Source organism: Acidovorax sp. JHL-3 (assembly GCF_000526295.1).
In the GTDB taxonomy this organism is placed as follows: Bacteria; Pseudomonadota; Gammaproteobacteria; order Burkholderiales; family Burkholderiaceae_C; genus Acidovorax; species Acidovorax defluvii.
In genome coordinates, this window is sequence record NZ_JAFU01000001.1 from 269,419 (window position 1) to 286,432 (window position 17,014).

General features: G+C 66.5%; 22 protein-coding genes. 14 read left to right on the forward strand and 8 right to left on the reverse strand.

Features of this window, described 5'->3' with window-relative positions; all coding sequences use genetic code 11:
• The first annotated feature begins 195 nt into the window (after positions 1-195).
• The 3 genes from K226_RS0101225 (at position 196) to K226_RS0101235 (ending at position 1,559) form a co-directional block, all read left to right on the forward strand.
• The gene (locus tag K226_RS0101225; RefSeq protein ID WP_024813056.1) at positions 196-879 is read left to right on the forward strand and encodes a glutathione S-transferase family protein; all 684 of its coding nucleotides are present in this window, start codon (positions 196-198) and stop codon (positions 877-879) included.
• 81 nt (positions 880-960) lie between these two features.
• Entirely contained in the window at positions 961-1,245 is a 285-nt protein-coding gene (locus K226_RS0101230) for a ribbon-helix-helix protein, CopG family (RefSeq protein WP_024813057.1), read from the forward strand.
• Between the two features lie 20 nt (positions 1,246-1,265).
• Positions 1,266-1,559 carry a type II toxin-antitoxin system RelE/ParE family toxin gene (locus tag K226_RS0101235; RefSeq protein WP_024813058.1) on the forward strand — a complete coding sequence of 98 codons (294 nt, stop codon included), beginning with the start codon at positions 1,266-1,268 and terminating at the stop codon, positions 1,557-1,559.
• Positions 1,560-1,568: 9 nt separating this feature from the next.
• On the opposite strand, the gene K226_RS0101240 is transcribed toward K226_RS0101235, so the two are convergent.
• Positions 1,569-2,057 carry a hypothetical protein gene (locus K226_RS0101240; RefSeq protein ID WP_024813059.1) on the reverse strand — a complete coding sequence of 163 codons (489 nt, stop codon included), beginning with the start codon at positions 2,055-2,057 and terminating at the stop codon, positions 1,569-1,571.
• A 45-nt stretch (positions 2,058-2,102) separates the two neighbouring features.
• Between K226_RS0101240 and K226_RS0101245 the strand changes: the two genes are divergently transcribed.
• Positions 2,103-3,353, forward strand: coding sequence for a multifunctional CCA addition/repair protein (locus tag K226_RS0101245; RefSeq protein ID WP_024813060.1), 1,251 nt, complete (start codon positions 2,103-2,105; stop codon positions 3,351-3,353).
• A 24-nt stretch (positions 3,354-3,377) separates the two neighbouring features.
• On the opposite strand, the gene K226_RS0101250 is transcribed toward K226_RS0101245, so the two are convergent.
• Positions 3,378-4,019, reverse strand: a complete 642-nt coding sequence (locus K226_RS0101250) for an NrsF family protein (protein WP_024813061.1) — start codon at positions 4,017-4,019, stop codon at positions 3,378-3,380.
• Positions 4,016-4,558, reverse strand: a complete 543-nt coding sequence (locus K226_RS0101255) for a sigma-70 family RNA polymerase sigma factor (RefSeq protein WP_024813062.1) — start codon at positions 4,556-4,558, stop codon at positions 4,016-4,018. The genes K226_RS0101250 and K226_RS0101255 overlap by 4 nt, the downstream gene beginning before the upstream one ends.
• Before the next feature lie 199 nt (positions 4,559-4,757).
• Between K226_RS0101255 and K226_RS0101260 the strand changes: the two genes are divergently transcribed.
• Genes K226_RS0101260 through K226_RS0101275 form a run of 4 tightly spaced genes read left to right on the forward strand, consistent with a single transcriptional unit; the run spans position 4,758 to position 7,170 of the window.
• On the forward strand, positions 4,758-5,057 hold the full coding sequence (locus K226_RS0101260; protein ID WP_024813063.1) for a DUF2282 domain-containing protein: 300 nt from the start codon (positions 4,758-4,760) through the stop codon (positions 5,055-5,057).
• 14 nt (positions 5,058-5,071) lie between these two features.
• A complete protein-coding gene (locus tag K226_RS0101265) occupies positions 5,072-5,914 on the forward strand; it encodes a DUF692 domain-containing protein (protein WP_024813064.1) in 843 nt (280 codons plus the stop codon).
• The gene (locus K226_RS0101270; RefSeq protein WP_024813065.1) at positions 5,905-6,678 is read left to right on the forward strand and encodes a DNA-binding domain-containing protein; all 774 of its coding nucleotides are present in this window, start codon (positions 5,905-5,907) and stop codon (positions 6,676-6,678) included. Before K226_RS0101265 ends, K226_RS0101270 begins: the two co-directional genes overlap by 10 nt.
• Positions 6,679-6,687: 9 nt before the next feature.
• Positions 6,688-7,170 carry a DoxX family protein gene (locus K226_RS0101275; protein ID WP_024813066.1) on the forward strand — a complete coding sequence of 161 codons (483 nt, stop codon included), beginning with the start codon at positions 6,688-6,690 and terminating at the stop codon, positions 7,168-7,170.
• Between the two features lie 12 nt (positions 7,171-7,182).
• Here the strand turns inward: K226_RS0101275 and K226_RS18580 are convergent, their stop codons facing one another.
• Entirely contained in the window at positions 7,183-7,443 is a 261-nt protein-coding gene (locus tag K226_RS18580) for a co-chaperone YbbN (protein ID WP_238324185.1), read from the reverse strand.
• Positions 7,444-7,685: 242 nt separating this feature from the next.
• Between K226_RS18580 and otsB the strand changes: the two genes are divergently transcribed.
• The 4 genes from otsB to K226_RS0101300 all read left to right on the forward strand — a co-directional run bounded on the left by otsB (position 7,686) and on the right by K226_RS0101300 (position 12,602).
• Complete coding sequence (gene otsB / locus K226_RS0101285) at positions 7,686-8,438, forward strand: trehalose-phosphatase (RefSeq protein ID WP_024813067.1); 753 nt, start codon at positions 7,686-7,688, stop codon at positions 8,436-8,438.
• Positions 8,435-10,240: a glycoside hydrolase family 15 protein gene (locus tag K226_RS0101290; protein ID WP_024813068.1), complete on the forward strand. Its 1,806-nt coding sequence runs from the start codon at positions 8,435-8,437 to the stop codon at positions 10,238-10,240. Before otsB ends, K226_RS0101290 begins: the two co-directional genes overlap by 4 nt.
• A complete protein-coding gene (otsA, locus tag K226_RS0101295) occupies positions 10,241-11,623 on the forward strand; it encodes an alpha,alpha-trehalose-phosphate synthase (UDP-forming) (RefSeq protein ID WP_024813069.1) in 1,383 nt (460 codons plus the stop codon). It abuts the gene before it with no gap.
• A 73-nt stretch (positions 11,624-11,696) separates the two neighbouring features.
• Positions 11,697-12,602, forward strand: a complete 906-nt coding sequence (locus K226_RS0101300; RefSeq protein WP_024813070.1) for a mechanosensitive ion channel family protein — start codon at positions 11,697-11,699, stop codon at positions 12,600-12,602.
• A gap of 81 nt (positions 12,603-12,683) precedes the next feature.
• Here the strand turns inward: K226_RS0101300 and glk are convergent, their stop codons facing one another.
• The 4 genes from glk to K226_RS0101320 form a co-directional block, all read right to left on the reverse strand.
• A complete protein-coding gene (glk, locus tag K226_RS0101305; protein WP_369795378.1) occupies positions 12,684-13,637 on the reverse strand; it encodes a glucokinase in 954 nt (317 codons plus the stop codon).
• A 195-nt stretch (positions 13,638-13,832) separates the two neighbouring features.
• Positions 13,833-14,270, reverse strand: a complete 438-nt coding sequence (gene trxC / locus K226_RS0101310) for a thioredoxin TrxC (RefSeq protein ID WP_024813072.1) — start codon at positions 14,268-14,270, stop codon at positions 13,833-13,835.
• 209 nt (positions 14,271-14,479) lie between these two features.
• Positions 14,480-14,674 (reverse strand): DUF2905 domain-containing protein, encoded by a 195-nt coding sequence (locus K226_RS0101315; protein WP_024813073.1) that lies wholly within the window; start codon positions 14,672-14,674, stop codon positions 14,480-14,482.
• Between the two features lie 21 nt (positions 14,675-14,695).
• Positions 14,696-15,814, reverse strand: coding sequence for a class I SAM-dependent methyltransferase (locus tag K226_RS0101320; protein ID WP_024813074.1), 1,119 nt, complete (start codon positions 15,812-15,814; stop codon positions 14,696-14,698).
• A gap of 10 nt (positions 15,815-15,824) precedes the next feature.
• On the opposite strand from K226_RS0101320, the gene K226_RS0101325 reads away from it, so the two are divergent.
• Together K226_RS0101325 and K226_RS0101330 are read left to right on the forward strand one after the other, a co-directional pair.
• Positions 15,825-16,619 (forward strand): SDR family oxidoreductase, encoded by a 795-nt coding sequence (locus tag K226_RS0101325; RefSeq protein WP_024813075.1) that lies wholly within the window; start codon positions 15,825-15,827, stop codon positions 16,617-16,619.
• Positions 16,620-16,641: 22 nt separating this feature from the next.
• Positions 16,642-17,013: a dihydroneopterin aldolase gene (locus K226_RS0101330; RefSeq protein WP_024813076.1), complete on the forward strand. Its 372-nt coding sequence runs from the start codon at positions 16,642-16,644 to the stop codon at positions 17,011-17,013.
• Position 17,014 lies beyond the last annotated feature (1 nt).

Below are 17,014 nucleotides of genomic sequence, written 5' to 3' on the forward strand. Positions count from 1 at the left end.
AGGGGGACGCCGCCCGTGGCCTGGTGGAGCCAGTTCCACGGTGGCTCTGGCATGGGGGGCTCACTCGGAGGCCAGAGTCTGCACGCATTGCAGCTTTGATGCGCATCGTGCATCAAACAACGGGGCAATGAGCATTGGCGAAAGCCAGGGCCGGGGTTAGCATCCATTTTTCCGCCCCAGCAAGACTTTTCATTCATGCCCACGCTCTATATCGGCAACAAGAACTACTCGTCCTGGTCCATGCGCCCCTGGGTGCTGCTGCGCCAGGCCGGCATTGCGTTTGACGAAGTGCGCGTGCGCTTTGACAGTTTCGAGGCCGACTCCGATTTCAAGCGCACCATCGGCCCCCTGAGCCCCACCGGCAAGGTGCCGGCGCTGGTCGACGGCGACCTGGTGGTGTGGGACACCCTGTCCATCGCCGAATACCTGGCCGAAAGCTACCCCGAAAAACATCTCTGGCCCCAGGACAAGGCCGCCCGCGCCCACGCCCGCAGCGTCTGCGCCGAAATGCACAGCGGCTTCACCGCCCTGCGCGGCGCCTGCCCCATGAACATCGAAGCCCACCTGCCCGATACCGGCGCCCTCATCTGGCGCGACCAGAGCGCCGTGCGCGCCGATGTGCAGCGCCTGGTGGATATGTGGAGCGGCCTGCTCGCGCAATATGGCGGCCCGATGCTGTTGGGCGAGTTCAGCATCGCCGACGCCTACTTTGCACCCGTGTGCATGCGGCTGCACACCTACGCCCTGCCTGTGCCCGCCCCCATCAAGGCCTATGTGGACCGCGTGCGCGAGCTGCCCGGCGTCAAGGCCTGGATCGACGAGGCCCTGGCCGAGAAGGACTTTCTGGACTTTGAAGAGCCGTACCGGCTGAGGCGCTGAAACGATCGGCCCGGCTGATTTCCCGAAACGCATGGCACATGTAGCACTTGCGTGCTACATTGGCCTACCATTGGAGCCGCGATGTCCACCACCACCATACGCCTTGAAGACGACCTGAAAGCCCGCATCAACGCCGCTGCTGCGCAGGCGGGAAAAACGGCCCACGCCTTCATTCTGGAAGCCATTGCCCAGACGGTGGAGCAGGTGGAGCTGGACAACACCTTTCATGCACTGGCCGACGAGCGCTGGGCCCGCATCCGCGCCACGGGCCAAACGGTGGGCTGGGAAGACGCCAAGGCCTACCTCGCCTCTCGCGCCCAGGGCGGGCGCCCCCGCAAGCCCGCTGCACGCATCCCGAACGAGTAAACGCCAGCGCCTACCGCCACATGACCCGCATTGAGCTGGCCCCGGAAGTCCTGGACGACTTCGACCGTTTCTTCGAGCACATCGCCCAATACGACCCCGAATCCGCACCCGATCGCATTGGCGCCATTCTGGAAGCCCTGCAAATCCTCGCCCACAGCCCGCAGATCGGGCGGCCCGTGCAAGGCGGCAAGCGCGAACTGGTGATTGGCCGCGCCTCGCGGGGCTATGTGGCGCTGTACCACTACGTGGAGGCTATTGACACCGTGTTCGTGCTGGCGGTGCGCAGCCAGCGGGAGGCAGGATTCAAGCGCTGAGGCCTGGCCTCACCCCTGCCGGAACTGCTTGCGCAAAAACGCCTTGTGCCGCGCAATGTGCACTAACTGGGCGGGGGCGATGGTGCCGCCCAGGTCTTCGTCCTCCGCGTTCAGCACTTGGTTGGCATAGGCGAGCGCGCGCGCCACCACGTCTTCGTCGCTCACACCCTGCTGCGCGGCCAGGTCGAGCGCCACACGCTTCATGGCGCGCTGCGACAGCATCCACATGGCGCCAAAGGCATCCCACGCGGCCATCGCCTCCTTGAACTTATCGCGGTCGGCCAGGATTTCATTGAGCGGCTTGGCCAAAATTTCCTGCAGGTCGTCCACCTTGGCTTTCAGGGCTTCGAACTGCGCCTCGCGCTGCAGGGCTTCGGCTGCGGCGTTGGCCGCCGCATCGGGCGCGGTGGGCACGGGAACGCTGCCGTCAGGGTTGAGCTGGGCGATGGTGAGGTCGGAAAGGTCGGAAAGGTCGGAAAGGTCGGACGATAGGGACATGGTGGGCTGGAATATACGGCGCAGCGCAGGTTCTAAACTAGCCCAATGCAAATCTACATGGTAGGCGGCGCCGTCCGCGACAAGCTTCTGGGCCGGCCCGTGAATGACCACGACTGGGTGGTGGTGGGTGCCACGCCCGAGCAGATGCTGGCGCTGGGCTATCTGCCGGTGGGGCGGGACTTTCCGGTTTTTCTGCACCCCGACACGCGCGAGGAGTACGCGCTGGCGCGCACCGAGCGCAAGAGCGGGCGCGGTTACCGGGGCTTTGTGGTGCAAAGCTCGCCCGATGTGACGCTGGAAGAAGACCTGGCGCGGCGTGACCTTACTATCAATGCGATAGCTATCAGTGCAGACCCATCAAGCGCTACAGGCCATTATGATCCTTATGGAGGTGAACGCGACCTGCAAGACCGCGTGCTGCGCCATGTGACCGACTCGTTTCGCGAAGACCCGGTGCGCATCTTGCGCGTGGCGCGCTTTGCCGCGCGTTTCACCGATTTCACGGTGGCGCCCGAGACGATGCAGCTCATGCGCGAGATGGTGGCGCATGGCGAGGCCGACCACCTGGTGGCAGAGCGGGTGTGGCAAGAGCTGGCGCGCGGGCTGATGGAAGAGCGCCCCTCGCGCATGTTCGACGTGCTGCGCGAGTGCGGCGCGCTCAAGGTGGTGCTGCCCGAGGTAGACCGCTTGTGGTGCGTGCCCCAGCGGCCCGAATACCACCCCGAGGTGGACACCGGCGTGCACCTGATGATGGTGCTGGACATGGCGGCGCGGCTGGCCACGACGCTCACCGTGCGCTTTGCCTGCCTGGTACACGACCTGGGCAAAGGCACTACGCCCGCCGACATGCTGCCGCGCCACATCGGCCACGAGCAGCGCAGCGCCAAACTGCTCAAGGGCCTGTGCGAGCGCCTGCGCGTGCCCACCGAATGCCGCGAAACCGCCGACGTGGTGGCGCGCGAGCACGGCAACATCCACCGCAGCGGCGAGCTGGGCGCAGCCGCCCTGGTGCGCCTGATCGAGCGCTGCGACGGCATTCGCAAACCGGCGCGCTTTGATGAAATCTTGCTGGCCTGCGAATGCGATGCACGCGGGCGCCTGGGCTTTGACGAAGCGCCCTACCCGCAGCGCCAGCGCCTAAGCGAAGCACTGGCCGCGGTGCAATCGGTTGCTACCAGTGTGATAGCTGCTCGCGCAGCAGAGTCGGGCGTTACAGGCCAAAAAGTGGGTGAAATGATCCACGCTGCGCGGGTGCGGGCCGTGGCCGCCTGGCTTCTGACAACTGCGGCCGACTGAACCTGCGCAGGACCACCAATCACCTCACCAGCGCAATAGGCGCGGCCCCAGTGCGGCCCCCACGGCCGTGGGAATGGCCATGCCCAGCAGGTACCACACCGCCAGGAACGGCGCCGCCATCTCGGGGCAATGCAATGCATAGACCAGCGTCCCCAGGGCGCCCGCCAGCAGGCCAGCGCCAGCACCAGACCATGCCAGGCGGGTAGGCGCCGCACCTTTCAGCGCCCACAAGCAGGCCGCCAGAGCCGGCGCCGACAGGGCCGCAATGTTGAACGGGCAGGTGCGCCAAGTGCTGCCCAGCAGCAGCGGCAGGCGCTCGGCCGGTGCGGCCTGCCACAGAGCCCATGCTGCCATGGCCCACACCACCAGGGGCGGCACAGCCAGCCACCAGGCCGAAAGCCCCAGGGTGGCGCCGGGGCGCGCCATGCGCCGCAGCAACGCCAGTCCAGCCACCGCGAGCGACGCAGCAAACATCAGCTTGCCCCAGAACATGGGCAAGGCCGCAGCCTGCGCCAGGTCTGGCCGCAAGCCAAACCAGGCCATCAGCGCCATCCCGGCACCTACCAACCCAGCCAAAGTGGCCAGGGCGAAGCGCTGCTCAATGCGGTGGCGGGCCACCGGCGTGGCATCGGCGGCCAGCAGATGAATCAATTCATCGGTTTTCATGCCATTCCCCTGATCTTGGCGGCCAGGGCCTTGAGCCCCCGATGCACGCCGATTTTGACCGCCGACTCCGACAGCCCCGTGAGTTGCGCCGTCTCGACCACCGAAAGCCCGTGCAACTTCACATGCACGATGGGCAAGCGCTGGCGGTCGGGCAGTGTCTGCAGCAACTGACCCAGATCGCGCCGTGCCTCAGCGGCTTCGGCATCGCTGCTGGAGAACAGCTCGTGGGCATCGTCCAGCGGATCGTTGCGCGCTTCTTTCACCGCGTGCGAGCGCAACCAGTCCACCAGCTTGTAGCGGGCAATCGCATGCACCCACGCCGTCACCGGCATCTGGGGCTGGTAGGTGTGGCGCTGGTTGTGCACGGCCAGCAGCGTCTCCTGCACCAGGTCTTCCACCGCGTCCGGCCACTGCGCCAGACGGCGCCGCAGGAACGCCCGCAGATGGGCGCTCAACTCCTTCAAAAACCGCTGGTAGGCCGCTGCGTCGGCGTCCAGCCCTTGCAGCAGCAGCGCACGCAGCCTGTCTTCAATCTCCATGGTGTCTCCCAGAAGGGTATTCGTGCGCTGGAGCCATCCGGTTACAGCAGGCTTCAAAAAAAGCTGCCCATTTTTTTGCACTCGGTGTAACCCGCCCCGCATGCAGCGCGAATTACATCGCAGATCGGGGACTGCGGCGCACCGCGCTCTGGCACCCAGGTCTGCTTTCCTGTCATTCATCTTTTCTGGAGAAACTGCCATGACCACACGCACCCTCACCCTTGGCGCACTCGCCTTTGCCGCCCTCGCCTCCGGCGCCGCCCTGGCGCAGTCGGACAACATGAACAAATCCGGCGACATGGCCAAACCCGCCATGGAAAAGTGCTACGGCGTCTCGCTGGCAGGCAAGAACGACTGCGCCGCGGGCCCCGGCACCACCTGCGCGGGCACCTCGAAGGTGGACTACCAGGGCAATGCCTGGAAGTTTGTTCCCGCAGGCACCTGCGCCAGCATCAAAACGCCCAAGGGCATGGGTTCCCTGGAAGCCATGAAGAGCTGACCGAAAGCCGCACCATGACACCCCTTCTCACCGCGGGCCTGGGCCTCAAGCCCCAGCATTACGACGAGGCCCTGCACTGCACCGCCAGCGGCCTGTGGTGGGAGGTGCACCCCGAAAACTATCTGGCCGACGGCGGCCCGCGCCTGGCCTGGCTTGAAGCCATCCGGGCGCGCCACCCGGTGTCGCTGCATGGCGTGTCGCTCTCGCTCGCGGCAGATGCGCCGCCCGATGCGGGCCACCTGCACCGCCTGGCGCAACTGGCGCGGCGCATCGAGCCCGCGCTGGTGTCCGAGCATCTGGCCTGGTCGGCCTGGCGTGGGCGCTACCACCCGGACCTGCTGCCTTTTCCGCGCACGCACGAGGCTCTGGCGCGCATCGCGGCCAACATCAGCGCCACGCAGGACGCCCTGGGTCGCACCATTGCCATCGAGAACCCCACGCACTACCTGCACATCGACGGGCACGACTGGTCTGAGACCGATTTCCTGGCCGAGTTGGTACGCCGCACCGGCTGCGGCCTGCTGCTGGACGTGAACAACCTGTACCTCAGCGCGCACAACCTGGGCACTTGCGCCAGCGACTACCTCGACGCCTTTCCGGTGCAGGCCATCACCGAAATCCACCTCGCGGGCCACCATGCCGACCCGCGCCTGGGCGACGCGCTGCTCATCGACAGCCACGACGCCCCCGTGGCCGAGCCCGTGTGGGCACTGTACGAGCACCTGATCGCACGCACCGGCCCCCGGCCCACGCTGATTGAGCGCGACGACGCCATTCCGCCCCTGCCCGAGCTGCTGGCCGAGCGCGAACGCGCGCACAGTGCCCTCACGAACCTGGAGGCAATGCCATGCGCCTGAGCGATTTCCAGGACGGCCTGGCCAGCGCCCTGCTGCCAGGGCCCGGCGCCAGCACACCGCCGCCCGCCTGGCTCGATGCGCTGCTGGCCCAGCCGGGCTTTGCCGTGTACCGCAACACCGTGACCAAGGGCTGCATCGACGCGCTGCAGGCCAACTACCCCGCCGTGCACGCACTGGTGGGCACCGACTGGCTGCGCGCTGCGGCACATGCCTTCGTGCACAAGCACCCGCCTACCGACGGGCGGCTGATGGCCTATGGCGCGGGCTTTGCAGAATTTTTGGACCACTTCGCGCCCGCTGCCGACCTGCCCTACCTGGGCGCCGTGGCGCGGCTGGACCGCTGCTGGACCGAATCCCACCTGGCCGCCGACGCACCCGCGCTGCAAGCCGCCTGGCTGGCCCAGCAAGCGCCCGAGGCCCTGGCGCTGCTGCGCCTGCAGCCCCACCCGGCCGCGCGCTGGCAATGGTGCGCAGCGCACCCGGCCTACCGCCTGTGGCAACGCCAGCGCGCCGGCCTGGCGTGGGATGCCAACCTGCCCTGGCAGGGCGAAGGCGCGCTGCTGACCCGCCCGCACGACGCCGTGCAATGGGCGCCGCTGACGCACGCAGGCTGCGCGCTGCTGGACGCCTGCGCAGCGGGTGCCCCCTTTGAGGACGCCGCCGCCCAGGCACTGCAGGCCGACCCTGGCGCCGACCTGCCTGCGCTCGTCGCACTGCTGTTGCGCACCGGCGCCCTGCGCGCCCCCGAAACCCCTTTGCACTAGGAGTACCCCATGCACACCACCCATGCACCCAACGGTACGGCCCCCACACCCCACTCCGGCGTGCGCGGGCTGTGCAATGGCCTGGCCGAGAGGCTGGAGCGGTTCACGCCCCACAGCCTGATCGCGCTGGCCGCGCGCCTGGCGCTGGCGGGCATATTCTGGATGTCGGGCCGCACCAAGGTGGAAGGCTGGTTCACCATCACCGACACGACCTACCTGCTGTTCCGCGAGGAATACAAGCTACCGCTCATCCCCCCGGAATGGGCGGCGCAGATGGCCACCTTGTCTGAGCACCTGTTCCCGGTGCTGCTGGTGCTGGGGCTGGCCACGCGCCTGTCGGCCCTGGCGCTGCTGGGCATGACGCTGGTGATCCAGGTCTTTGTGTACCCCGCCGCCTGGCCCACCCACCTGTCGTGGGCGGGGCTGATGCTGTACCTGGTGGGGCGCGGCGCGGGCAATGTATCGCTCGACCGGGCGCTCGGAATTCGCTGAGGATTTGGCTTTTCATGCTGCCGCTATGCGCACCCAGCGCACGATGTCGGCCGCACCCTTGGCACCCGAATTGCGCGCCACCTCTCGCTCGCTCTGGAACAGCACCATGGTCGGAATGCCGCGAATACCGTCGGGCGCGGCCACCTGCGGGTGGGCCTGGGTATCGAGTTTGGCCAGGCGTACACGCCGCTCCAGCTCCAGTGGGGCGCCCGCATACAGGCGCTGATGGCACTTCCCACAATCGGTCGCGCTCCCCAGGTCGGCGCTCTGCACGCGGTGGGTGGTGCGGCACTGGGGTTAGACGATGTGCAGGATTTCCGTCATGGGCGGCATGCGGAAGCGGAGCAGCAAAACCCGGTTGTCCACACATAGCACTGCGGCCCCAAAATTTCGAGGCGTGGCTGCCCCGCAGTGATATCCGGTGCAACTTGGGACGCACACCTTGCACGCGATCCGCCGCACTGAAACACCCTTTCACAGCAGTCAGTTTCGCTGCGTCTGCTAAGGTTTGGCCCATGCAGCTGCTCCCACTACTGACAACTGCGCATGCGCTTTTCCTGGATTTCGACGGCACGCTCACCGAGCTGGCACCGCGCCCTGGGGCGGTGCGCGTCGCCTCGGGGCTGGTTCCCACACTGTCGTCCCTGCATGCCAACCTGGGCGGTGCGCTGGCCATTGTGACGGGTCGGCCCGAGGCCGATATCGACGGATTTCTGGCGCCGCTGCGCTTGCCCCTGGCCAGCGAACACGGCGCGCAATACCGCCTTGCCGACACCTCATTGCCTGCGATTTCCCCGCCAGACCTGGGGCCCGTTTTACACGCCGCCAACGCCCTCGCGGCGCGCCACCCGGAGTTGCTGGTAGAACAAAAGCGGGTGAGCGTGGCCCTTCACTACCGCCAGGCAACCCATCTTGAGGCCCTGTGCCATGACGCCCTTGCAAAAGCCATGCAGCAAATGGAAGGCGTGGAGCTTCTGCGCGGGAAGTGCGTCCTTGAAGTGAAGCCACGTGGTATCCACAAAGGCCAGGCCATTGCCGATTTCATGACCCAGGCACCTTTTGCGGGACGCATACCGGTCTTCGTGGGCGATGACGTCACCGACGAAGCCGGCTTTGCCGCCGTGCAGGCATTGGGCGGTTGGGGCATCAAGGTGGGCGAAGGCCCGACCATGGCGCAACACCGCTGCATGACGCCGGCTGCGTTGAGAGGCTGGCTGTCGGCAGCACGCACCCACTGGAACCAACCGCAACCGGAGCGAAGCCGATGAACACCGCCGCCAACGATCCCCAAGCGGGCTCGCTCAACCTCGGGATGATCGGCAACTGCGCCATCAGCGCACTGATTGACAACCACGCCCGCATGGTGTGGTGCTGCCTGCCGCGTTTTGATGGCGACCCGGTGTTCAACGCCCTGCTGCAGCCCGGCGAAGAAGGCAGCCACTTCGCAATCGAGCTGGAAGACCTGGCCTCGGCCCACCAGTGGTACGAGCCCAATACCGCCATCCTGCGCACGCAACTGTTTGACAAGGCTGGGCATGGGGTGGAAATAACCGACTTTGCGCCGCGTTTTTACAGCCGCTCGCGCTACTTTCGACCCATGACGCTGGTGCGCCGCGTGCGCCCCATCCAGGGCGCGCCGCGCATCCGCGTGGCGCTCAAGGTGCGCTATGACTGGGGCCAGACCGCGCCCGAGATCACACGCGGCAGCAACCACATCCGCTACGTGGGCGAGAGCATGACGCTGCGCCTGTCCACCGACGCGCCGGTCTCGCACGTGTTGTCGGGTCAGGCGTTTGTGGTTACACGCGAACACAACTTTCTGCTGGGGGCCGACGAGACGCTGGTAGAGGGTATTGCCGACACCGCGCGCCTTTTCGAGCAGGAGACCACGGCCTACTGGCGCAGCTGGACCCGCGCCCTGGCCATCCCGCTGGAGTGGCAAGAAGCCGTGATCCGCGCGGCCATCACGCTCAAGCTGTCGCTGTACGAAGACACCGGCGCCATCGTGGCCGCCATGACCACCAGCATCCCCGAGTCCGCCCACAGCGGCCGCAACTGGGACTACCGCTACTGCTGGCTGCGCGATGCGTTTTTTGTGGTGCGCGCGCTCAACAGCATCTCCGAGGTTGGCACCATGGAGGACTACCTGCGCTGGCTCAGCAACGTGGTGGTTGAAGGCGGTGACGGCCACATCCAGCCGCTGTACGGCATCGGCCTGGAAAAGAACCTTCCCGAGAGCTTTGTGCCCCAGCTGGCGGGCTACCGGGGCATGGGCCCCGTGCGCGTTGGCAACCAGGCGGCCGAACACTTTCAACACGATGTGTACGGCAACATCGTGCTGGGCGCGGCCCAGGCCTTTCACGACCACCGCCTGTTGCACCGTGCGGGCCTGGCCGAGTTCACGCGGCTGGAACAAGTGGGCGAGAACGCGGTGCGTGTGTATGGCCAGCCCGATGCAGGCATGTGGGAGCTGCGCACGCGCGCCCGGGTACACACCTCGTCCGCCCTGATGAGCTGGGCAGCCTGCGACCGGCTGGCCAAGATCGCTGCAACCCTGCAGTTGGCCGACCGTACCAGCCACTGGCAGCAGCATGCAGACCGCATGCGTGCCGAAATTCTCGACAGGTCGTGGTGCGAAGCACGCCAGGCCTTTGCCGAGAGTTTTGGTGGACACGAGCTAGATGCCAGCGTGCTGCTGATGGCCGAGGTGGGCCTTATCGACCCGAAAGACCCGCGTTTTGTGAGCACCGTGGAGGCCATGGAAAAAAGCCTGTGCGACGGCCCCTACATGCGCCGCTACGAGGCGGCCGACGACTTCGGCAGGCCCGAGACGGCGTTCAACATCTGCACCTTCTGGCGCATCGATGCCCTGGCGCGCATTGGCCGCAAGGCCGAGGCGCGCGCCATCTTCGAGACCATGCTGAACGCCCGCAACCCGCTGGGCCTGCTGTCCGAAGACACCCATCCCGAAACGCGCGAGATGTGGGGCAACTTCCCACAGACCTATTCCATGGTGGGCATCATCAACGCGGCCGTTCGCCTCTCGGCCGCCTGGGACACGGTGATCTAGATGGGCCGTCTCGTTGTTGTCTCCAATCGTGTCGCCGATCCGCGCAAGACCGCTTCGGGCGGGTTGGCCGTGGCGCTCGGCCAGGCACTGCAGGCCTCTGGCGGTCTCTGGTTTGGCTGGAGCGGCAAGATCGTGGAAGACGGAACGCCCGGCGAGGGCGACATCCATCTGCAGTCCGCCGGCAAGGTGCAGCTCGCCACCGTGGACCTGAGCCGTGAGGACCACGACAGCTACTACCTGGGCTACAGCAATGGCGTGCTCTGGCCGGTGTTCCATTACCGGCTCGACCTGGCCGATTTCGACGCCGGCTTCATTGGCGGCTACCGGCGGGTGAACCAGATGTTCGCGCGCAAGCTGGCGGCGATGCTGCGGCCCGACGACGTGATCTGGGTGCACGACTACCACCTGATCCCGCTGGCCGCCGAGCTGCGCAACATGGGCTGCCAGCAGCGCATGGGTTTCTTCCTGCACATCCCCCTGCCCCCGCCCCTGCTGCTGGCCGCCGTTCCGGAACACGAGTGGCTGATGCGCTCGCTGTTCGCCTACGACCTGGTGGGCTTCCAGAGCGAGGCCGACGTGTCCCATTTCTCGCGCTACGTGGGCACCGAAACCTCGGCCGACATCCTGGGTGAACACGAATTCCGGGCCTTCGGCAAGACCCTGCAGGCGCAAGCCTTCCCGATCGGCATCGACGTGGACGAATTCACGGCCCTCGGACAGAGCCATGAGGCGGTCGACATGTACGAGCAGATGCGCGGCGAATATTCGCGCCGCCGCCTGTTGCTGGGTGTTGAGCGTATGGATTATTCCAAAGGCCTGCCGCAGCGTATCAAGGCCTTTCGCCAGTTGCTGCAGAACTACCCGGAAAACCTGGGTAGCGCGACGCTGATCCAGATCGCCGCGCCCAGCCGCGAGGCGGTCAACGCGTACGCCGCACTGCGCCAGGAGCTGGAAAGTCTCTGCGGGTCGGTCAATGGCGACTTCGGCGAACTCGACTGGATGCCCGTGCGTTACATCCACCGCAGCGTGGCGCGCAAGCGTCTTCCCGGCCTGTACCGTGCGGCCAGCGTGGCGCTGGTGACGCCCCTGCGCGACGGCATGAACCTGGTGGCCAAGGAGTTCATCGTCGCGCAGGACCCCGAAGACCCCGGCGTGCTGGTGCTGTCGCGCTTTGCCGGGGCCGCAGAGCAGATGCGGGAAGCCCTACTGGTGAATCCCTACGACACCACGCGCACGGCCGAAACCATGCAACGCGCTCTGCAGATGCCGCTGAAAGAACGCCAGCAGCGCCACCAGGCGCTGCTGCAAAACGTCCGCGAACAGGACGTGCACTGGTGGCGCCAGCGCTTCCTGAACGCACTCAACGCCGTTTCAGCAGCCTGAACCGACTCAGGGCGGTGCCCACCAGGCGGCGGGCACCGCCCTGCTTTTTTTACACCCCTTCTGGAGAAAAACCATGAACAGCAACATCCTGGACCTCGCTACCGGCTGGTGGATCAGCCTGGGCAGCGCCGCCACCACGCTGATGCGGGTGGCCCTCATCCTCATCGCCGCCTGGCTGCTGGTCACCATCCTGCAACGCGGCATACGCACGCTGCGCATACGCATCGCCAGCCGCATGGACGACCGCGAGTCGACCAAGCGAGCCGAAACCCTGGGGCGTGTGTTCCGCTACTTGGTCGGGGTGGTGGTGAGCCTGATCGCCGGCATGCTGGTGCTCTCCGAGCTGGGGGTGTCGGTGGCGCCCATCCTGGGGGCGGCTGGCGTGGTAGGTCTTGCGGTGGGTTTTGGTGCCCAGAGTCTGGTCAAGGATTTTTTCACCGGCTTCTTCATCCTGCTGGAAAACCAGATCCGTCAGGGTGATGTGGTCAAGCTGGGGGAACACGCCGGCATGGTGGAGGTCATCACGCTGCGCTACGTGCAGCTGCGCGACTACGACGGCAACGTGCACTATGTGCCCAACGGCCACATCAGCACCGTGATCAACATGACGCGCGGCTTCAGCAACGCGGTGATGGACATCGGCGTGGCCTACCGCGAGAACGTTGACAAGGTGATGCAGGTCATGGCCCAGGTGGCCCGGACGATGCGCGAAGAGCCGGCCTTTAGCGCCAGCATCACGAACGACCTGGAGATCGCCGGCGTCGAACGCTGGGCCGACTCGGCGGTGGTGATCCGCTGCCGCTTTCGTTGCCTGCCTTTGGAGCAGTGGAACGTAAAACGCGAATACCTGCGCCGCCTGAAGGCCGCCTTCGATGCCGCTGGCATCGAGATCCCCTACCCGCACCTCACCGTGTACGCCGGTCAGGACCACGCCGGCAAGGCACCCGCGTTCCAGATGCGTCCACTCGAAACGGCCTGAACAGCCTTGCGCCATGCTGGGCGCGGGCACGCTGCCACGCCTGCAATTCGGACCCGCGCCAGCCGAGGGACCAAAGACCGGTCAAGCGCCTTTTTTCAGGTTCAAGCCGTCCAGCGCGCGCGCAGCGCCCATGAGCGCCGGAGACTGCCGAGAAGTGATCACCCACACGGGAATGTCGGCCAGCAGGCTGCGGAACCGGCCCTTGGCCTCGAAACGCGCACGAAACGGAGAGCCCTCGAACCAGGTGCCCAGCTGCGGCACGATGCCGCCACCGATGTAGACCCCGCCGCGTGCACCCAGCGTGAGCGCCAGGTTGCCGGCCACCGAGCCTAGCATGGCGCAGAAGATGTGCAGCGCTTCCAGCGCCTGCGGGTGACCGGCCTGCAGGGCCGCCTCGCTCACGCCGGCCGGACTCGCCACGCCGCCCGGCGCCACACCGTCGGCCTGGCAGAGCAGGCCATAGGTGTCGAGCAGGCCTTGACCGCAACACACGCGCTCGGCCGAACAGCGGCCGTACCGGCGCGCCAGGCCATCCATCACCAGACGTTCGCGCGCGGTGACCGCCGGCAGCGTGACGTGGCCACCCTCGCCTTCCAGCGGCACCCAGCCGCCGAATCCGTTCGACAGCAGGCCCGACACGCCCAGCCCGGTGCCGGCGCCGACCAGGCCGATCGCCGCACCCGGTAGTGCCACGCCTCCGCCCACCGGTCGCAGGTCCGCCGCCGGCAGGTCGTGCAACGCCAGCGCCAGTGCGGTGAAATCGTTGAGCAGACGCAGCGTGTTGAAGCCGAACTCGGCCTTCACCGCCGACTGCGAAAACGACCAGTGGTGGTTGGTCATGCGGATCTGGTCGCCGGTGATCGGGTTGGCGATGGCGATCGCCACCGCGTCCGGCGTGCCGCGGCCCAGGTCGTTCAGGTAGACGTGGATCACGTCCTGCAGGCGGGCGTGTTCGGCACTGGGCAGCACGCGCACGTCGGTGATGGGCTCGCCCGGCCCGGCCTGCCAGGCGAAGCGGGCATTGGTGCCGCCCACGTCAGCGAGCAGTCGGGCGCGGAGGAGTCCGTTGGTCGTGTTCGGCATCTGATCAGGTCCACAAAGTCGATCCGCAACAGCACCCCATGACGGCCCCGGTGCGATGTGGGGCGGATCATACCGAACATGTAATTCAGTTACGCAAATGTCAGAGTGCGTGGAACGGCTTTGCCACCGCGGCCGTCGCCCCAGCGGTCAGGCGCGCTGCGAACGCGCCCAGCGCACGATGTCGGCCGCGCCCATAGCGCCGGGCTGTCGCGCCACCTCGCGGCCGTTCACGAACAGCGCCAGCGTGGGGATGCTGCGGATGTTGAAGCGTGCGGCGAGGCTCTGCGCTTCTTCGGTGTTCACCTTGGCCAGCCGCATGCCGGGCTCCAGCTGTTGCGCCGCCTGCTCAAACGCCGGTGCCATCGCGCGGCACGGGCCGCACCAGGGCGCCCAGAAATCCACAAGCACCGGCACCTGCGAGCGCGCGATGTGTTTCTCGAACGCCGCTTCGTCCAGCGCCACCGGGTGGCCGGTGAACAGGGGCTTGTGGCAACTGCCGCAGTCGGGCGCGCTGCCCAGTTGCGCCGTCTGGACGCGGTTGGTGGTGTGGCAGTGGGGGCAGACGATGTGCAGGGATTCGGTCATGGCACAGACATCGGGCCAAACCCCGCAAAAATCAAGTCAGTGTCTCCACTGCGCATTGCGCGACCCGTGACGCCTGAACTGGCGCGACCCAGGCCAGGGCTCCCGCGCAAGGGCCGCCCCGCAGCGCTGGGAGCGTCCCCTTGCCCGCAGCGCGCAGCGCTGCGAGAGCGGGGGGAAGGCACAAAGCGCCACAGGAGGGGTGTTTCATATCAGAGCCACTTCACCGCCAGGCTCAGCACAAAACTCAGCAGCACCGTGCTGGCCAGCGGAATGAACCACTCGCGCCCGAACAGCCGAAAGCGAAAATCCCCCGGCAGCCGCCCCAGCCCCATGCGCTGCAGCCAAGGTGACAGGCCGTTGATGAGCACCAGCGCCAGGAACACAACGATGAGCCAGCGGATCATGGCAAGGCCTTTTTCATGAACTCATAACCGGTGCGAACGGTCGCCGCGCACAAAACCCAGTGCATCCCACACCGTGCCCTTGGCCAGAGCCAGCACCTTGAACAGCTCGCCCATCTCGTGTTCCATGATCAATTTGGCCGCTGTCGCCCGCTGCGCCTGCGCAAGCTGCTCCATTTTTGGGAGCATCCCGCAGTTAATCAGAAAGTGCGCCTGCGTGGTGTAGCCCAGCACGTCCAACCCGGCATCTTGTGCGGCCAGCGCCATGGCGGTGAAATTAACGTGGGCGGTGATGTCTTTCAGTCCCACCGCCACCAGCGGGTCGCTGTCGGCCAGGTGGCCCTGGTGACACATCACGGTGCCCATGTGGCGCTGCGGGTGGTAGTACTCACTCTCGCCAAAACCATAGTCCAGCAAGAAGATGGCGCCGCGCTCCAGCCGGTCGGCCAGCGTGCGGATGAAACCCTCGCCCTGGGCGTGGATTTCGGTCAGGTAGTCGTGCGGGCCTTCAATCTCGACGGGCGGGCGCAGCTCGGTAGGCCGGTCGGCCCACGCAAAAGCACCGCTATCGCCCACCACCACGCCGCGTTCATGCCATCGCCCGCCCTCGTGCCCGCCATGGCGGGCCAGCAGCTGCACGGGCATGGCATCGAGCACCTCGTTGCCCACCACCACGCCCTTGAACTGCGCAGGCAGCGCGTCCACCCACTGCAACTTGTGCGCATGCCGGGCCAGCAAGGTCTGCTGGCGCACCCGCAGGCTGCCCGAGAGGTCGACGATGGTGTAGCCCTGCACGCGGTCGCCCAGCGCATCGAGCAGTTGCAGGGCCAGGGCGCCCGAGCCGGCGCCAAACTCCCACACCTCGTGCGTGCCGGTTTGCGCCAGCGCCTCGTCCACCTGCAGGGCCAGGGTCTGGCCGAACAGCGGCGTGAGCTCGGGCGCGGTCACGAAGTCGCTGCCCGACTGCGGCATGGCGCCGAACTTGGTGGAATCGTTGGCGTAATAGCCCAGGCCGGGCGTGTACAGGGCCAACGCCATGAAGCGGTCAAACCCGATCCAGCCGCCGGCAGCGGCAATGGCCTGGGCGATGTGGGTTTGCAGGGCGGTCGTTAAACTGTCGGGTCTTTGGGTCACGGCCCGCATTGTCCCCCACATGTCCACCCCTTTTCATTCTTCCCGCCCGCGCACGGTTCTGGTGACGGGCGCCGCCCGGCGCCTGGGCCGCAGCATTGCGCTGGCGCTGGCGGCAGGCGGCTGGCAGGTGGCGGTGCATTACCGCTCATCGCAGCAAGACGCTATTGATACAGTAGCTGCTTGCGCAAGCCTGGAAAGGGCTAGTGCCCATTTTGATGCTGATTTTGAAGACGAGGCATCGGTGCGCACCCTGCTGCCCCGGGTGATCGAGCACTTCGGCGGCGTGGATGCGGTGGTCAACAGTGCCTCGCTGTTCGAGCACGACAACGCCCAATCCTTCGGGTTTGCCGCACTCGAAAAGCACCTGCGCAGCAATACCGGCGCCCCCATCGTGCTGGCCCAGGCCCTGCACCAGCATCTGCAAGACCGCGCTGCCGCAGGCGAAGCCGACGCACAGGGCGCCGTGGTCAACCTGCTGGACCAGAAGCTCTGGAACCAGAACCCCGATTTTTTAAGCTACACGCTCTCCAAGGCCGCGCTGGAAGCCGCCGGCACCATGCTGGCGCTGGCGCTGGCCCCGCGCGTGCGGGTGGTGGGCGTGGCGCCGGGCCTCACGCTCACCAGCCATTTGCTGAGCGACGAGAAGTTTCAGCAGCTGCACGCCCTCTCCCCGCTGGGCCGCTCGTCCACCGCCGACGACGTGGCGGCCACCGTGCGATTTGCGCTGGAAAACCGTTCCATCACCGGCACCACGCTGCTCGTCGATGGGGGCCAGCACCTGATGAAATTCGAGCGTGACTTTTCCCTGATGTGAGCCCATGCTCACACCCAACACCATGAACCAAGCCTCTGGTCTCCAGACCCTGACCCTCACCGGGCTGCGCTTTGATGCCAACCTGGGCATCCTGGCGCACGAAAAAAACGCGCCCCAGCCCATCCAGGTGGATGCCGAGCTGAGCCTGGGCGCACAGCCGCTGGCGCCGCACGACGACGACATCGAGCATGTGCTCGACTACCGCAAGGTGCGCCAGATCATCATCGACGAGTGCACGGCCGAGCATGTGAACCTGCTCGAAAGCCTGATCGGCAAGCTGGCCCAGCGGCTGATGCAGCTGCCCGGTGTGCGCGGCGTGCGCGTAAAAATAGCCAAGCTCGAAATTTTTGACGACTGCGAAGTGGCCATTCGCATGGAAACAGGACAGTGGTGAA

Coding starts and splice junctions, on each gene's coding strand:
- K226_RS0101225 (WP_024813056.1), top strand. CDS start 196: ATGCCCACGCTCTATATCGGCAACAAGAACTACTCGTCCTGGTCCATG.
- K226_RS0101230 (WP_024813057.1), top strand. CDS start 961: ATGTCCACCACCACCATACGCCTTGAAGACGACCTGAAAGCCCGCATC.
- K226_RS0101235 (WP_024813058.1), top strand. CDS start 1,266: ATGACCCGCATTGAGCTGGCCCCGGAAGTCCTGGACGACTTCGACCGT.
- K226_RS0101240 (WP_024813059.1), bottom strand. CDS start 2,057: ATGTCCCTATCGTCCGACCTTTCCGACCTTTCCGACCTTTCCGACCTC.
- K226_RS0101245 (WP_024813060.1), top strand. CDS start 2,103: ATGCAAATCTACATGGTAGGCGGCGCCGTCCGCGACAAGCTTCTGGGC.
- K226_RS0101250 (WP_024813061.1), bottom strand. CDS start 4,019: ATGAAAACCGATGAATTGATTCATCTGCTGGCCGCCGATGCCACGCCG.
- K226_RS0101255 (WP_024813062.1), bottom strand. CDS start 4,558: ATGGAGATTGAAGACAGGCTGCGTGCGCTGCTGCTGCAAGGGCTGGAC.
- K226_RS0101260 (WP_024813063.1), top strand. CDS start 4,758: ATGACCACACGCACCCTCACCCTTGGCGCACTCGCCTTTGCCGCCCTC.
- K226_RS0101265 (WP_024813064.1), top strand. CDS start 5,072: ATGACACCCCTTCTCACCGCGGGCCTGGGCCTCAAGCCCCAGCATTAC.
- K226_RS0101270 (WP_024813065.1), top strand. CDS start 5,905: ATGCGCCTGAGCGATTTCCAGGACGGCCTGGCCAGCGCCCTGCTGCCA.
- K226_RS0101275 (WP_024813066.1), top strand. CDS start 6,688: ATGCACACCACCCATGCACCCAACGGTACGGCCCCCACACCCCACTCC.
- otsB (WP_024813067.1), top strand. CDS start 7,686: ATGCAGCTGCTCCCACTACTGACAACTGCGCATGCGCTTTTCCTGGAT.
- K226_RS0101290 (WP_024813068.1), top strand. CDS start 8,435: ATGAACACCGCCGCCAACGATCCCCAAGCGGGCTCGCTCAACCTCGGG.
- otsA (WP_024813069.1), top strand. CDS start 10,241: ATGGGCCGTCTCGTTGTTGTCTCCAATCGTGTCGCCGATCCGCGCAAG.
- K226_RS0101300 (WP_024813070.1), top strand. CDS start 11,697: ATGAACAGCAACATCCTGGACCTCGCTACCGGCTGGTGGATCAGCCTG.
- trxC (WP_024813072.1), bottom strand. CDS start 14,270: ATGACCGAATCCCTGCACATCGTCTGCCCCCACTGCCACACCACCAAC.
- K226_RS0101315 (WP_024813073.1), bottom strand. CDS start 14,674: ATGATCCGCTGGCTCATCGTTGTGTTCCTGGCGCTGGTGCTCATCAAC.
- K226_RS0101320 (WP_024813074.1), bottom strand. CDS start 15,814: ATGCGGGCCGTGACCCAAAGACCCGACAGTTTAACGACCGCCCTGCAA.
- K226_RS0101325 (WP_024813075.1), top strand. CDS start 15,825: ATGTCCACCCCTTTTCATTCTTCCCGCCCGCGCACGGTTCTGGTGACG.
- K226_RS0101330 (WP_024813076.1), top strand. CDS start 16,642: ATGAACCAAGCCTCTGGTCTCCAGACCCTGACCCTCACCGGGCTGCGC.